This is a genomic window from Candidatus Pelagibacter sp., from assembly GCF_052049815.1.
GTDB lineage: Bacteria > Pseudomonadota > Alphaproteobacteria > Pelagibacterales > Pelagibacteraceae > Pelagibacter.
In genome coordinates, this window is sequence record NZ_JBNGZG010000027.1 from 1 (window position 1) to 14149 (window position 14149).

At 28.1% G+C, this 14149-nt stretch carries 18 protein-coding genes and 1 tRNA gene; 11 read left to right on the top strand and 8 right to left on the bottom strand.

Going from position 1 to position 14149, the window contains the following annotated elements; translation table 11 throughout:
- Positions 1 to 284 (top strand): ATP-binding protein (locus tag ACTT9D_RS05390; RefSeq protein WP_440930780.1); only part of this gene is annotated, 284 nt, incomplete at its 5' end.
- On the opposite strand, the gene ACTT9D_RS05395 is transcribed toward ACTT9D_RS05390, so the two are convergent.
- A complete protein-coding gene (locus tag ACTT9D_RS05395) occupies positions 262 to 528 on the bottom strand; it encodes a hypothetical protein (protein WP_440930781.1) in 267 nt (88 codons plus the stop codon). The two genes, ACTT9D_RS05390 and ACTT9D_RS05395, sit on opposite strands and share 23 nt — an antisense overlap.
- A 43-nt stretch (positions 529 to 571) precedes the next feature.
- Here ACTT9D_RS05395 and lgt point away from each other — a divergent pair, with 43 nt between their 5' ends.
- Genes lgt through ychF form a run of 7 tightly spaced genes read left to right on the top strand, consistent with a single transcriptional unit; the run spans position 572 to position 6495 of the window.
- A complete protein-coding gene (lgt, locus tag ACTT9D_RS05400) occupies positions 572 to 1345 on the top strand; it encodes a prolipoprotein diacylglyceryl transferase (RefSeq protein ID WP_440930782.1) in 774 nt (257 codons plus the stop codon).
- Positions 1332 to 2375 carry an SAM-dependent methyltransferase gene (locus ACTT9D_RS05405; protein WP_440930783.1) on the top strand — a complete coding sequence of 348 codons (1044 nt, stop codon included), beginning with the start codon at positions 1332 to 1334 and terminating at the stop codon, positions 2373 to 2375. The genes lgt and ACTT9D_RS05405 overlap by 14 nt, the downstream gene beginning before the upstream one ends.
- Before the next feature lies 1 nt (position 2376).
- Entirely contained in the window at positions 2377 to 3147 is a 771-nt protein-coding gene (gene pgeF, locus ACTT9D_RS05410; RefSeq protein ID WP_440930784.1) for a peptidoglycan editing factor PgeF, read from the top strand.
- Entirely contained in the window at positions 3144 to 4076 is a 933-nt protein-coding gene (locus ACTT9D_RS05415; RefSeq protein ID WP_014952762.1) for a ribose-phosphate pyrophosphokinase, read from the top strand. The genes pgeF and ACTT9D_RS05415 overlap by 4 nt, the downstream gene beginning before the upstream one ends.
- A 45-nt stretch (positions 4077 to 4121) precedes the next feature.
- Entirely contained in the window at positions 4122 to 4826 is a 705-nt protein-coding gene (locus ACTT9D_RS05420; protein WP_440930785.1) for a 50S ribosomal protein L25/general stress protein Ctc, read from the top strand.
- Between the two features lie 35 nt (positions 4827 to 4861).
- Positions 4862 to 5422, top strand: coding sequence for an aminoacyl-tRNA hydrolase (pth, locus tag ACTT9D_RS05425; protein WP_440930786.1), 561 nt, complete (start codon positions 4862 to 4864; stop codon positions 5420 to 5422).
- Complete coding sequence (gene ychF / locus ACTT9D_RS05430; protein ID WP_440930787.1) at positions 5422 to 6495, top strand: redox-regulated ATPase YchF; 1074 nt, start codon at positions 5422 to 5424, stop codon at positions 6493 to 6495. The genes pth and ychF overlap by 1 nt, the downstream gene beginning before the upstream one ends.
- On the opposite strand, the gene ACTT9D_RS05435 is transcribed toward ychF, so the two are convergent.
- The 3 genes from ACTT9D_RS05435 to petA are packed head-to-tail and all read right to left on the bottom strand — an operon-like array spanning position 6472 to position 9033.
- A complete protein-coding gene (locus tag ACTT9D_RS05435; RefSeq protein WP_440930788.1) occupies positions 6472 to 7242 on the bottom strand; it encodes a cytochrome c1 in 771 nt (256 codons plus the stop codon). The genes ychF and ACTT9D_RS05435 overlap by 24 nt on opposite strands.
- 2 nt (positions 7243 to 7244) lie before the next feature.
- A complete protein-coding gene (locus tag ACTT9D_RS05440; RefSeq protein ID WP_440930789.1) occupies positions 7245 to 8510 on the bottom strand; it encodes a cytochrome b in 1266 nt (421 codons plus the stop codon).
- Between the two features lie 7 nt (positions 8511 to 8517).
- Positions 8518 to 9033, bottom strand: a complete 516-nt coding sequence (gene petA / locus ACTT9D_RS05445) for a ubiquinol-cytochrome c reductase iron-sulfur subunit (protein ID WP_014952756.1) — start codon at positions 9031 to 9033, stop codon at positions 8518 to 8520.
- Between the two features lie 95 nt (positions 9034 to 9128).
- Here petA and ACTT9D_RS05450 point away from each other — a divergent pair, with 95 nt between their 5' ends.
- The 3 genes from ACTT9D_RS05450 to greA are packed head-to-tail and all read left to right on the top strand — an operon-like array spanning position 9129 to position 10883.
- The gene (locus ACTT9D_RS05450; RefSeq protein WP_440930790.1) at positions 9129 to 9578 is read left to right on the top strand and encodes a tRNA (cytidine(34)-2'-O)-methyltransferase; all 450 of its coding nucleotides are present in this window, start codon (positions 9129 to 9131) and stop codon (positions 9576 to 9578) included.
- Positions 9578 to 10405: an oxygen-dependent coproporphyrinogen oxidase gene (gene hemF, locus ACTT9D_RS05455; protein WP_440930791.1), complete on the top strand. Its 828-nt coding sequence runs from the start codon at positions 9578 to 9580 to the stop codon at positions 10403 to 10405. The genes ACTT9D_RS05450 and hemF overlap by 1 nt, the downstream gene beginning before the upstream one ends.
- Position 10406: 1 nt before the next feature.
- Positions 10407 to 10883, top strand: coding sequence for a transcription elongation factor GreA (gene greA, locus ACTT9D_RS05460; RefSeq protein WP_014952753.1), 477 nt, complete (start codon positions 10407 to 10409; stop codon positions 10881 to 10883).
- Here greA and ACTT9D_RS05465 read toward each other — a convergent pair.
- From ACTT9D_RS05465 to ACTT9D_RS05480, 4 genes are all read right to left on the bottom strand, one after another.
- Entirely contained in the window at positions 10880 to 12154 is a 1275-nt protein-coding gene (locus ACTT9D_RS05465) for a CCA tRNA nucleotidyltransferase (RefSeq protein ID WP_440930792.1), read from the bottom strand. The genes greA and ACTT9D_RS05465 overlap by 4 nt on opposite strands.
- A gap of 3 nt (positions 12155 to 12157) precedes the next feature.
- Positions 12158 to 12231, bottom strand: a tRNA-Gln gene (locus ACTT9D_RS05470).
- A 33-nt stretch (positions 12232 to 12264) separates the two neighbouring features.
- Positions 12265 to 13110 (bottom strand): 4-(cytidine 5'-diphospho)-2-C-methyl-D-erythritol kinase, encoded by an 846-nt coding sequence (locus tag ACTT9D_RS05475; RefSeq protein WP_440930793.1) that lies wholly within the window; start codon positions 13108 to 13110, stop codon positions 12265 to 12267.
- A 1-nt stretch (position 13111) separates the two neighbouring features.
- A partial coding sequence (locus ACTT9D_RS05480) for a tetratricopeptide repeat protein (protein WP_440930794.1) occupies positions 13112 to 14149 on the bottom strand: 1038 nt, incomplete at its 5' end.

A 14149-nucleotide genomic window follows, 5' to 3' on the forward strand; every position in this document is an offset into this window, starting at 1 on the left:
ATAATGCTATTAAATATGGATCAAAAGTAGATGTTTCATTATCTAAAAAAAGTAAAAATCTGTTTATAATTATTGGAGATGATGGTCCAAGTATACCAGAGGCAGAGTACAATAATGTATTTAAACCATTTTATAAAATTGATAAAGGAAGAGCGGAAGCAAAATCTAGTGTTGGCTTAGGCTTATCAATTGCCTCTGATATAATAAGATCTCATGGGGGCTATATTAGATTGAACAAATCTAAATTAAATGGGCTAGAAGTTAAGATTTTTTTACCCGTTTAATTTTTTTTTTAACAACAGTTTTAGTCTTAGTTTGTTTTAATTTTGCTATCTTATTTTCTAGGTTTTCAACCCTTTTTGCTAAAACTTCAAATTCATCTTTGCTAGTTAATTTCATTTTGAAAACAATCTCATCTCTTTTAGATCTAAGTATATTGAAAATCTCATTGCCTAAATCTTTAGAGGTTATTAAGCCTTTTTCAAAAACTTCAGATAATTTATCAAAAACAAATTTTGAATTTTTCATAATTTTATTTAATATTAAAAATAACTTATAATCATTTAACTAAATGTTCATTAATAATTTTGACCCAGTTGCATTTACAATCCTGTCTTTAGAAATAAGATGGTATTCCTTAGCTTATATTTTTGGAATTTTAATTGGATGGTATCTTAGTAAGAAATTCTTTATTGATAATGACAAAATAAAGGAAGCTTTTGATGATTATATCACTTATGTAATCGTTGGAATTATTCTTGGAGGAAGATTGGGTTATGTTTTTTTCTATGACTTTAGTTATTTTTTCAATAATCCACTAGAGATTTTTCAAATATGGAATGGAGGAATGTCATTTCATGGGGGTCTACTTGGTGTAATACTTGCGTCAATATTATTTTCAAAATCAAAAAATTTAGATGTTTTTGAATTTCTTGATGTGATCGCAATTGTGACACCGGTTGGATTATTTTTAGGAAGAATTGCTAATTTTATAAATTCTGAACTTTATGGAAAAGCTACAGAAGTAATTTGGTCTGTTAAGTTTTTAAAAATAGATGAAATTTATAGACACCCCTCCCAATTGTACGAAGCATTTCTTGAAGGAATAGTATTATTTGTAATTTTAATATTTGTTAAAAAAAGATCAAAAAATTTAAATCCAGGGTATATTTCTGGAATATTTTTAATCTTTTATTCTATATTTAGATTTATTTGTGAATTTTATAGAGTACCTGATGAACAAATTGGATATCTGCTCTTAAATCTAACCTTGGGTCAAATTATTAGTATAATTTTCTTAGCAATTGGAATTACAATTTTTTCTTTAAAAAATGAAAAAAAATAAAAGCAAAATATTATCTTTAGATAATTTTATTGATTATGCTCTTTATGACAAAAAGAAAGGATATTACATAAAAAAAAACCCATTTGGAAAAAATGGAGATTTTATAACTGCTCCAAATATTTCTATTCTATTTTCTGAAATGATTTCTATTTGGTTAGTTTCATATTGGAATCATCTAAATCAGCCGAAAAAAATTGATATAATTGAATTAGGTGCTGGTAATGGGGCACTCATGAAAGGAATAATAAATTCATTAAAAAATTTTCCTAATTTTTATAATTCTTGCAATTTTTTAATATATGAAAAAAGCAAAACTTTAATTGATATTCAAAAAAAAAATATTTCTTCACAAAAAATCTCTTGGAAAAAGAAATTAGAATTTAAAAAAAAAAATCCTATAATATTTATCGCTAATGAATTTTTTGATGCTTTGCCGATAAAACATCTAACTAAAATCAAAACTAATTGGTATGAGAAATATGTAGAAATTTTACAAAATAAAGGGAAATTTAGACAAAAAAAAATAGATGTTAAAAAGTACAAAAAAGACTTGTTTTCTGAAATCATAAAAAAACAAAAGTTTATTGAGTATTCTCCTCTCTCCTTAAAATATTTAAGAGATATAGGAAAAATTATTAATACAAATGATGGTGGTTTATTGTTATTTGATTACGGATATTCAGAAAATAAATTTAAAGATACTCTTCAAGCTATTCAAAATCATAAATATGCCAACATTTTAGATAATATTGGCAATAGAGATATCACTTATAATTTGAACTTTTACTTTCTTAAAAAATTTATACAAAGTTTAAAAAAACTAAAAAGTATTTACATCAATCAGAGAAGCTTTCTTTTAAATATGGGGATAATGCAAAGAGCTGAAATTATTTCTAAAAAACTTCAATTTTCAAAGAAAGCAGATTTATTTTATAGAGTTGGTAGACTAATTGATGAAGATAAAATGGGTTCTTTGTTTAAAGTAATGTTTGTAACAAAAAAAAATAATTCATTTAAGGTGGGTTTTTAAATTGATTAAGTCAAAAAAATTATCTTTACATAATATCAAGCATGGATTTTTTAACAAAAAAGGCGGGATGTCTAAAGGTATTTATCAAAGTCTAAATTGTGGTCCAGGATCTAATGACAATAAAAGAGCTATAAATAAAAATTTAGATATTGTTAGGAAAAAAATAAATAAAAACACTAATGAAATTTATCTGGTTAAACAAATTCATAGTAGTAAGTTTGTGTTTATTGATAAAAATCAAAACAAAAAAACTAAAAAAGTTGAAGCAGATGCAATTATCACAAACAAAAATAATCTTCCTATTGGAGTTTTAACAGCTGACTGTGTACCAATTTTAATATCTGATAAAAAAAACTCTATTATTGCAGCAATCCATGCGGGCTGGAAAGGTGCCTATAAAGATATAATACGAAAAGTTATAAAATTCATTGTGAATAAAGGATATAAACCAAGTGATTTGATTGCTGCTATAGGACCATGTATTTCTCAAAATAATTATGAAGTCAAATACGATTTCAAAAAAAAATTCTTAAAGAAAAACAATAAAAATAAAATATTTTTCAAGATTATTAAAAATAGGATTTATTTTAATTTAAGAAATTTTGTTAAGAACTCCATAAAGCATAGTGGAGTTAATAGAATAGATGTGCTAAATAAAGATACGTTTAATATAAAAAACAATTATTTTAGTGCTAGAAGATCAATTCATCTTAAAGAGAATGATTATGGTAGAAATATTTCATTAATTATGATTAATTCTAAAAATTCATGAAATTATTAACTGGCAATAGCAATAAACCTTTAAGTAAAAAGATTTCTCAATTTTTAAAAACAAAACTTGTAAATTCCAGTATCAAGAAATTTGCAGATGGAGAAATCTATATTGAAATTAATGAAAATATAAGGGGTAATAGTATTTTTATTATTCAATCAGTTTCCTCTCCTGCAAATGACAACTTAATGGAATTATTGCTATGTATAGATGCGCTAAAAAGATCATCAGCAAAAAATATTACTGCGGTTATTCCATATTTTGGTTATGCAAGACAGGATAGAAAAGTTGTACCAAGAACATCTATATCAGCAAAATTAGTATCTAATCTTATCACAAAAGCAGGAGCTGATAGAGTTGTGACAGTTGATTTGCATTCAGGACAAATTCAAGGATTTTTTGATATTCCTGTAGATAACTTATTTGCAACTCCAATATTTGCTCGGCATGTTAAAAAGAAAATAAAAGAAAAAAATCTTATATGTGTTGCACCGGATGTAGGAGGAACTCAAAGAGCAAGAGCGCTTGGCAATCTTCTTAACGTTGGACTTGCTATTGTAGATAAAAGAAGACCAAAACCAGGTCAATCTCAAGTAATGAATGTAATTGGTAATGTTAAAGATAAAACTTGTATAATTGTAGATGACTTAATTGATTCTGGAGGAACAATAGTTAATGCGGCTAAAGCTCTTAAAGATAGAGGAGCAAAAAATGTTTATGTCTATATCACACATGGCGTATTGAGTGGAGAGGCAGTCAAAAAGATACAAAAGTCAGTTATTAAAAACTTAGTTATTACCGATACAATAGACAATAGCGACAAATTGAAAAAAGCTAAAAATATTGAAGTTTTATCTATTTCTGGACTGATGGGAGAAGCAATAAAAAGAATCTCTAATTCGACTTCTGTATCTGATTTATTTAAATAATTACCTTGTTTTATTAAAGAAGTTGGGCTAAAAGACCCCAGTTTTATGAATTCATTAGACGCTACTATAAGAAATAATAAGACTAAGGGTGAGCTTAGCATTATTAGAAAAGAAGGAAATGTTCCAGCTATAGTTTATGGCGGTAAGGATAACAATGAGAACATATCTATTTCAAAAAAAACTTTAAAATCTTTAGTTGAGAAAGATAATTTCTACTCAAATATAATCAGCTTAAATATTAATGGTAAAACTCAAAACGTATTACCTAGAGAAGTAATTTATCACATAATATCTGACGAGCCTATTCATGTTGATTTTCAAAGAGTTGTACCAGGAGTAAAAATTAGAATAGATGTTCCAGTTCAGTTTATTAACCAAGAAAAATCACCAGGCCTTAAAAAAGGTGGTGTATTAAACATTGTAAGAAGAAAAGTTGAATTAAGATGTCCAAGTGAAAAGATTCCAGAGAGTTTAGTTATTGATCTAGATGGAGTTGATATTGGTGAAAGTTTTAAAATTTCATCAATTAAACTTGAACAAGATGTAGTACCTACCATTCAAGGAAGAGACTTTGTTATCGCAACATTAGCTGCTCCAACAGTTATGAAAGAACCTGAAAAACCTGCTGAAGCTGAAGCTGCAGAGGGTGCAGAGGGTGCAGCTGCAGAAGGTGGAGAAAAACCAGCTGAGAGTGGTGATAAACCAGCTGAGGGTGATAAAAAGGAAGCTGCTCCAGCAGAAAAAAAGTAGTCTAATAATTGATCTTTAAAAATTAAAATAAATTTATGCTTTTATTTGTAGGTTTAGGTAACCCAACACCAAATAGTGAAAATAATAGACATAACATAGGCTTTAAAATTATAGATGCCATAAATAAAAAATTTAGTTTATCAAAACAAAAACCAAAATTTAAAGGTTTACTTACCACAGGTGAAATTGAAGGTGAAAAAGTTTATGCAATAAAACCTTTAACATTCATGAATAATTCTGGAATATGTATAAGAGAATTATTAGAATATTTTAAAATTGATGCAGAAGACGTGATTGTTTTTCATGATGATCTTGATGTTGAATTTGGAAAAATTAAAGCTAAATTTGGTGGGTCAAGTGCAGGTCATAACGGTATTGCATCTATAGATAAATTTATTAGTAAAGAATATTCTAGAATTAGAATTGGAATTGGAAAGCCAAAAGGTAACATCGAAGTTGGTGATTTTGTTTTACAAAACTTTGATGATGATGAAATGACTGAGCTAGAGAAAATCACAACAAATATAACTGAGTCCCTAGATATTCTTGTTAAAAAAAAATTAGACCTATTTTCAAGTACAGTAAACAATAAATAATGAGTTTTAAATGTGGAATCGTTGGTTTACCTAATGTAGGTAAATCTACTTTATTTAATGCTTTAACAAATTCAAATAAAGCTCAAGCAGCAAATTTTCCCTTTTGTACAATTGATCCAAATGTAGGTGTTGTTGCTGTTCCCGATATTAGATTGGACAACTTAGCCAAAATTTCAAAATCAAAAAAAATAATTAATACAACAATATCTTTTGTTGATATAGCAGGGTTAGTTAAAGGTGCATCAAAAGGAGAAGGTCTTGGTAATAAATTTCTATCTCACATAAGAGAGGTTGATGCTATAATTCATATGATACGATGCTTTGAGTCAGATGATATCCAAAATGTAAATCCTGATGTTGATCCTGTAAGAGATCTAGAAATTATCGAAACAGAAATGATGCTAGCTGATTTAGAGTCTATTCAAAAAAGACTTGAAAAAAATAATAAAAAGAATGTTGAACCTGAACAACTAAAATTATTAGAAATTGCTTTAGATTGTATAAATAACGATAAAAGTTTAGACTGTTTGAAAGAAGAATTCACATCTAAACAGTTGAAACAAAGTGGGTTGCTTTCAATAAAACCCAAAATATTTGTTTGCAATGTTGATGAACAAAGCGTTCAAAAAGGAAATAATCATACTGAAAATTTTATAAATAAATATGGGAGTGAAAATACATTAATTGTTTCTGCTGATATAGAAAATCAAATAAATGAACTTGAAGATAGTGAGAGAAAAAATTACATGGATATGATTGGTTTGAAAGACACAGGTTTATCAATGTTAATTCAAAAAGGTTATGCAATATTAGAATTAGATACCTTTTTTACTTCTGGACCAGAAGAAACTCGAGCTTGGACAATTCAAAAAAATTGTCTAGCTCCTAAAGCGGCTGGTGAAATTCATACAGACTTTGAAAAAGGATTTATTAGAGCAGAGACTATCTCATATGAAGATTTTGTATCAAACGATGGGTGGGTAAATTCTAAAACGAATGGTAAAATGAGATTAGAAGGTAAAGATTATATTGTTAAAGATGGTGATGTTTTAAACTTTAGATTCAACACGTGACCAAATTCTTTTCATGCTGAAATAAACTAAAATTGTTAAAATAATCAAATATACAATAACTTTGAAACCCATTTGGTGCCTAGACTCCAAATGAGGCTCTGCAGACCACATTAAAAATGTTGTTACATCTTTAGCCATTTGTGCTTCAGAAGCAACTGTTCCATCTGAGTATTCAACTAAACCATCTGATAATGGTTTAGACATTTTAATTTTATTGCCATACATATATTTGTTATAATGCACTCCTTCATCAAGTTTCATTCCACTTGGTGCATCTTCATAACCTAAAAGCAGTGAATAGATGTAATCTACCCCACCCCCTCTTGCTTTAACAAGAACAGACATGTCTGGTGGATAAGCGCCCCCATTAGCTGCTTGAGCTGCTTTTACATTTTCGTAAGGTTTCACAAACTTATCTGATAATTTAGCTGGTCTAGTAAACATTTCTCCATCTTCATTTGGTCCATCAGTAACCTCAAAAGATGCTGCAATTGCTTTAGCTTCTGCTTCTGAAAACTCTGGTCCTCCTTTTTCAGATAAATTTCTATAACTTAAATATTTCATCGAATGGCAAGAAGAACAAACTTCTGTATATACTTGATAACCTCTTTGAAGAGAGCCTCGATCAAATTTTCCAAACAAACCTTTAAAAGACCAATCAGTTTTTAAATATTCAACCTTCTCCGCTGAATTAGCTTGAAAAGTAAAAATAAAAACTAAAACAAGGAATTTTAATAAAATTTTCACTTTTAGCTTAATGACCTTTCTTCTTTTTTCTTGGCCATTGCTAGGTTGGGTGATCCACCTAATACAGGTTCTGTTATGCTCAATGGAACCGGTAAGGTTTTCTCTTTCATTCCTAAAACTGGTAAAATTACTAAGAAATGTAAAAAATAATATGCTGTAGCAACTCTAGCTATTAATAAATAAAGACCTTCCGCAGGCATTGCTCCGACATAACCAAGTATCAAAACATCAGCAACTAATATCCAATAGAATTGTTTATAAAGTGGTCTGAAAACAGCTGATCTAATTTTTGATGTATCAAGCCATGGTAGTGCTGCTAAAATTAAAATTGCTGATAACATAGCAACAACACCTAATAATTTATCAGGTACAGATCTTAAAATTGCATAGAAAGGTAATAAATACCATTCTGGAACAATATGAGCTGGAGTAACCATTGGGTTAGCTTCAATATAATTGTCGGCATGACCTAAAATATTTGGTGTATAGAAAACAAAAAAAGCAAAAACGATCATAAACATAAGTAAAGCGAAACCATCTTTTATGACAATATATGGATGGAACGGTACTGTGTCCTTTGAAGGTTTTTTTATATCAATTCCAACTGGATTATTATTTCCTGGAACATGTAAAGCCCATATGTGAAGCACAACTAATCCTAAAATTAAAAATGGAATTAGATAATGTAATGTAAAAAATCTTGTAAGAGTGGGATTATCAACTGAATACCCTCCCCACAACCATGTAACTATTCCTTCTCCTACTAATGGGATAGCACTAAATAAATTTGTGATAACTGTTGCACCCCAAAAACTCATTTGACCCCAAGGTAAAACATAACCCATAAAAGCTGCAGCCATCATTAAAAGATAAATGATAATACCAATGATCCATATAATTTCTCTTGGTGCTTTGTATGAGCCATAAAATAAAGATCTAAATATATGAATATATACAGCTAGGAAAAACATTGATGCACCGTTTGCATGAATATATCTTATTAACCATCCATAGTTTACATCACGCATGATATGTTCAACACTTTCAAATGCCATATCAGCATGTGCTATATAATGCATAGCTAAAGTCAAACCGGTTACGATTTGTGTAATTAAACAAAAAGTTAAAATACCACCAAATGTCCACCAGTAGTTTAAATTTTTTGGCGTCGGATAATCTGTTAAATGGTTTGCTAAAGTTAGCAAAGGCAATCTATCGTTGAACCATTTACCTACTTTTGAATTTGGTGTGTAATCGTGATCACTCATTTTTTATTTATCCAATCTTAATTGTGTTTGCATTTACGAATTCATATTTGGGAACTTCCATATTCCAAGGAGCAGGACCTTTTCTTATTCTTCCAGAAGTATCATAATGAGATCCATGACAAGGGCAGAACCATCCATTGTAATCACCTTTATCATTTAACGGAACACAGCCTAAGTGTGTACAAACCCCTAACATCACTAACCACTCTGGGTTTTTTGCTCTATCTTCATCTTTTTCAGGGTGTATTAATTCTTCCATTTTGACTGCTCTAGCTTCATCAATTTCTTCCTGGGTTCTTCTTCTTATAAAAACAGGTTTACCTCTCCATAAAACTGTAATTGTATTTCCTGGTTGAACTGAGCTAACATCAACTTCAGTACTAGCCAACGCTTTGACTGATGCATCAGGGTTCATTTGATCAATCATTGGCCAGACAACAGCTGCAGCCCCTACTGCTCCAACAGCATATGTGGCAGTAAATAAAAAATCTCTTCTTTCTGGTTTTTTCTTAGAATCAGACATATATAAAATGTAACTATAAAATTATTTAATATATGATTTTCTATAAGAAAATACTTTTTTTTCTACGGATAGAATGACACATAAACGAATAACTGATGCCCAAAATTGCATTATACGAACCTGATATACCTCAAAATACTGCAGCAATTATTAGAACTTGTGCATGCCTTGGAGCGGATCTAGAAATTATTGAACCATGTGGGTTTCTACTAAGTGATAAGAGATTTAAAAGGGTAGTTATGGATTATTTTAATGAAGAAGAAATCAAATTTTATCAAAATTCTGAACATTTTTTTGACGAAAAAAAAAATGAAAGAGTTGTTTTAATGACCACAAAAGCATCTGTAGCTTACACTGATTTTAAATTTGATAAAAATGATACGCTACTATTTGGTAGAGAAAGTTCAGGTGTTCCAGATTTTGTGCATAAAAAAGTTTCAAATAGACTTAAAATACCAATGGCCCAGAATAAAAGGTCTTTAAATTTAGCCACATCTGTTGCTATAATTTTAGCTGAAAATATAAGACAAATAAATTTATCTTAATGGAATTAGAATTAAAAAAAGATTTAGCAAGTAATTGGTTTAAACTATTACAAAACTCCTTTTGTAATGACATAGAAAAATTTGAGAAAAATAAATTAAAATTTAAATCTACTTCTTGGAAAAGAAGTCAAAAATTAGATGAAGGTGGAGGTGAATTTAGAATTCTTAAAGGTGGTAAGGTTTTTGAGAAAGTTGGAGTTAATTTCTCAAAAGTTTACGGAAAATTTCCTAAGAAATTCCAAAAAAATATACCAGGTGCATCTAAAGATCCAAGATTTTGGGCTTCAGGAATTTCAGTTGTAATGCATATGAACAATCCTCATATACCTGCAATGCATTTTAATACCAGATTTATAAGCACAACTTTTGAATGGTTTGGGGGTGGAATGGATGTAACACCTGCAATTAATGATTTAAATGAAAAAAAAAATTTTCATAATAATTTAAAAAAGATGTGTGACAGGCATAATAAAAGTTACTACAAAGAATATAAAAAATGGTGTGATGAATATTTTTTTCTTCCTCATAGAAAAGAGCCAAGAGGGATAGGTGGTATATTTTTCGATTATAAAAAAGAAAATTTTCATAATGATTTCAAATTTGTTAGAGATGTGGGAGTTACATTCCAATCAATATTTAATTCGATAATAAATAAAAAGATTAATAAAAAATGGTCGTCAAAAGAGAAAGAAGCTCAGTATATAAAAAGAGGTAGATATGCAGAGTTTAATCTATTATATGATAGAGGAACAAAATTTGGATTGCAAACTGGTGGTAATGTAGAAGGTATCTTAATGTCATTACCTCCATTAGCAAAATGGAAATAAAATGGATAAAGAGCCAATAACATTAAATGGTCTTAATAAACTAAAAGAAGAACTTGTTTATTTAAAAGAAAAAAAAAGACCAGAAATTGTTGCTGCAATAGCAGAAGCTAGATCTCATGGTGACCTAAAAGAAAACGCTGAATATCATGCAGCAAAAGAAGAGCAATCACATAACGAGGGAAGAATTGATGAAATAAATGATATCATCGCTAGAGCAAACGTTATTGATGTCACAAAAATAAATAATGATGGAAAAGTAATTTTTGGCTCAACTGTTTTTCTTGAAAATTTAGATACTGGTGAAAAAATTAATTATAAAATTGTTGGTAAAGATGAGGCAGATTTAAAACAAAAACTTATTTACTTTCAGTCACCAATTGGAAAAGGGTTAATTGGAAAAAATAAAGATGATCTTGTTGAGGTTAAAACACCAGCGGGTATCAAAAATTTTGAAATTAAAGACGTAAAATATATTTAATTTCTTATAATTCTATTAATTTGATCTTTAGAAATATTGAATTCATTATTCACCCAAAATTCCTCTAGTAATTTCAATTTTTTTCCTAACGTTTTGCCTTCAACTAAATCATATTCTTGCATCAGATTTTTAGTTTCAATTGGAAATTTTGGTAAATCTTTATTTGCAAGCATATTTTTTAAATCAATTATATTTTGATCTATTTTTTTGTTTGTGAGGATCTTAAAATTCAAAATATCCAAGACAGACTCCTTTCCATCAAAATAAAGTTTTTTTACTAAATTTTTTTCTGTAAAAGTATTTTTATTAACTTTAGATTTATAAAAATTATCTAAATATTTTATTCGTTTTTGATTTTTTTTTGAAATGTTAAACTTATACATAAAATAATCAGCGTTATCAGTTTTGTCTATAATCATAACTGCCAATAAAAAAGAGAAGTCTGCCTCTAGATAAATTTTCTTAGAAATTTCGTTTAATTTTTCAAATGAATTCATTTTTAAAATTTGAGGAAAAATAAGCCCTAGAAGTTCTGCACTTTCTTTATCTTTTGAGATATGTTCTAAACCATTAGATCTAATAATCTTTCTAAGCTCATCTAACAGTCTTTCAGAGGATAAATTTTTGATGCCCTCTAAGTTAATTTTAATTTTTTTTAAAATCCTTGGGTCATGTTTATTTTTTGAATATTTAAGAAAAAATCTCACATATCTTACAATTCTTAAATAATCTTCTTTTATTCTTTTTTCTGCATCACCAATAAATTTTATTTTACCTGCTAATATATCTTTTCTACCTTCATAAGGATCAAATAAATTTCCTTCTTTGTCTGAGTATATTGAATTTATTGAAAAATCTCTTCTAGATGCATCTTCCTTCCAGTCTTTTGAAAATTCAATTTTTGCATGCCTTCCATCAGTAACAACATCTTTTCTAAGTGAGGTAATCTCAAATTTCTGATTATTGATAACTGCTGTAATTGTGCCATGCTCAATTCCTGTTTCATAAAAATTGATGTTGTTTTTTTTCAATGCTTGAGACACATCAGCAGGCGTTAAATTTGTGGCTAAATCAATATCATCAACTTTTTCTTTATTAATTATTTTTCTTATACAACCACCAACATATCTCAATTCACTTTCATCAGAGTATGAGTTGATAGCATTAAATAATTTATCGACTTCAGTATCTATTGAAATTTTTTTAATATTTTGTGTAACGTAATCTAAATTACTAGTTCTTGAGAAAAATTTATCTATCAAGCTTTCCATATTTGGCTGGGGCGCTAGGATTCGAACCTAGGATGCAGGTACCAAAAACCCGTGCCTTACCGCTTGGCTACGCCCCAATATCGTTTTCATATAACACAAAAAAATTAAATTTATATAGTTTTTGCAATAATACACCAATAATTTCTAAATTTTTTATTTATATACTTTTTTGCTAATTCGCTGTCCTTTTTGGTCAAATAGTATCCAACAATCACTGAACCAGATCCTGTCATTCTGACAAATTTTGATTTTGTGTAATTTTCTAAGTGAGACTTAATTTGTTTCAATTTTGAATATTTTCTCAATGCTATTGGCTCTAAATCATTTTTAAGATTTTTCAATTTATCTAAATTAAACACACCAGCTTTAGATTTATCAAAAATGGCTTTAGAGTATTTTTTAACTTTGGAGTAAATTGCCTTTGTGGAACATCCAAATTTCGGTTTTACCAGAACAATATTAAAATTTTTTTTATTCTTGAAAGTTGAGATTTTTCCTTTGGAATTTAAGATTAAATTACTTTTATAAATCCCAAGAACCACATCTGAACCAATTAAATCACATATTTCTCTAATTTTTTTTGAACTTATTTTTAAAAAATTTTTTTTTATAAAAAAAGAGAGTAAACTTGCAGCATTCATCGAACCTCCACCAAGTCCTGCTTTTTGGGGAATATTCTTTGTAATTTTAATTTGAAATTTTTTTTTCCTTAATAAATTTTTATCATCAAGAATTCTGAGCAACTTTGTTATGGTATTATTCTTTTTAATATTTTTTGAAAATTTTCCATTAAATGCTACTTGATGTTTTTTATGCCTTATTTCCTTAAATTTAATCAAATCATATAAATTTATGAAAGAAACAATGCTTTCAATTTTATGAAGTGACTTTTTTTTTCCAACTACATTTAAAGCTATATTTATTTTGGCAGGTGAATATAAAGTTTTTATCTTCATTTTAAGTATTTTGAGGACCAGAGATCAATTTAATATTAATTTTCTCTTTCATTTCTTCTTCAGTGTCCTCAAAACTTAATACATTATTCCAAAAATACCTTGCTTGGATTTTACGATTTAATTTCCATAAAATATCACCATAGTGATCATTAACAATTGGATCATCGGGCATAAGTTCAACTGCTCTTTTTAAAAATTTTTCAGCTTTTACATAATCGTCAATTAAATAGTAAGCCCAACCAATTGAATCTATTATATAAGGATCATTACTTTTAATAGCATAAGCTTTCTCTAACATAGAGATAGCTTCATCAATTTTATAATCTCTCTCTAACCATGAGTATGCCAAATAATTTAAAACATAAGCATCATCAGGATCAATTTCTAAAGAGGCAAGTAAATCTTTGTCTGAATTTTCAAAATCTTTTATTCTCTCGTAACTTCCTCCCCTTCTATATAAAATATCTGAGCTTAGTTTTGAATTTGAATCAATAGAAGATAAGACTGTTGAATAAAATGATATCGCTTTTTTATATTTCTTTGCACTTTTATGAAAATTTCCTACATCTAAAATCATTTTTAAATTTGGGTTATCGAACTTTGAAAATTCTTTAACTAAATAATTTAATGCTTTTATATCATCAGATTCTTTTCCGATAATCTGGGCTTCTTTTTTAATTCTAAACCAATAATAAAATAAAGTTTCTTTATTAAAAACTTTCAAAGTTTCTTTGGCTTTTTCATAATTTTGATTCAAATAATAATTATCTGCTACCAAAGCTAAATTGAATACAAATTTAGGATTTAAAAAATTTGCTATGTTTAAATAAAAATTAGATTTTTCAAATTGATCTTGAGAAGAATAAAGATTTGATATCAAAAATAAAAATTCGCTGATTAAATCTTTATGATTTTTACATGAAAATACTTTTTTGAAATTTTCATATTTTTTATTTTCAATCCAATTTTTTCCCTGAGATAATAATATAGGATTATTGATATATTCTATTTTGTTTGTAAGTTGTATTGCATCATCTAT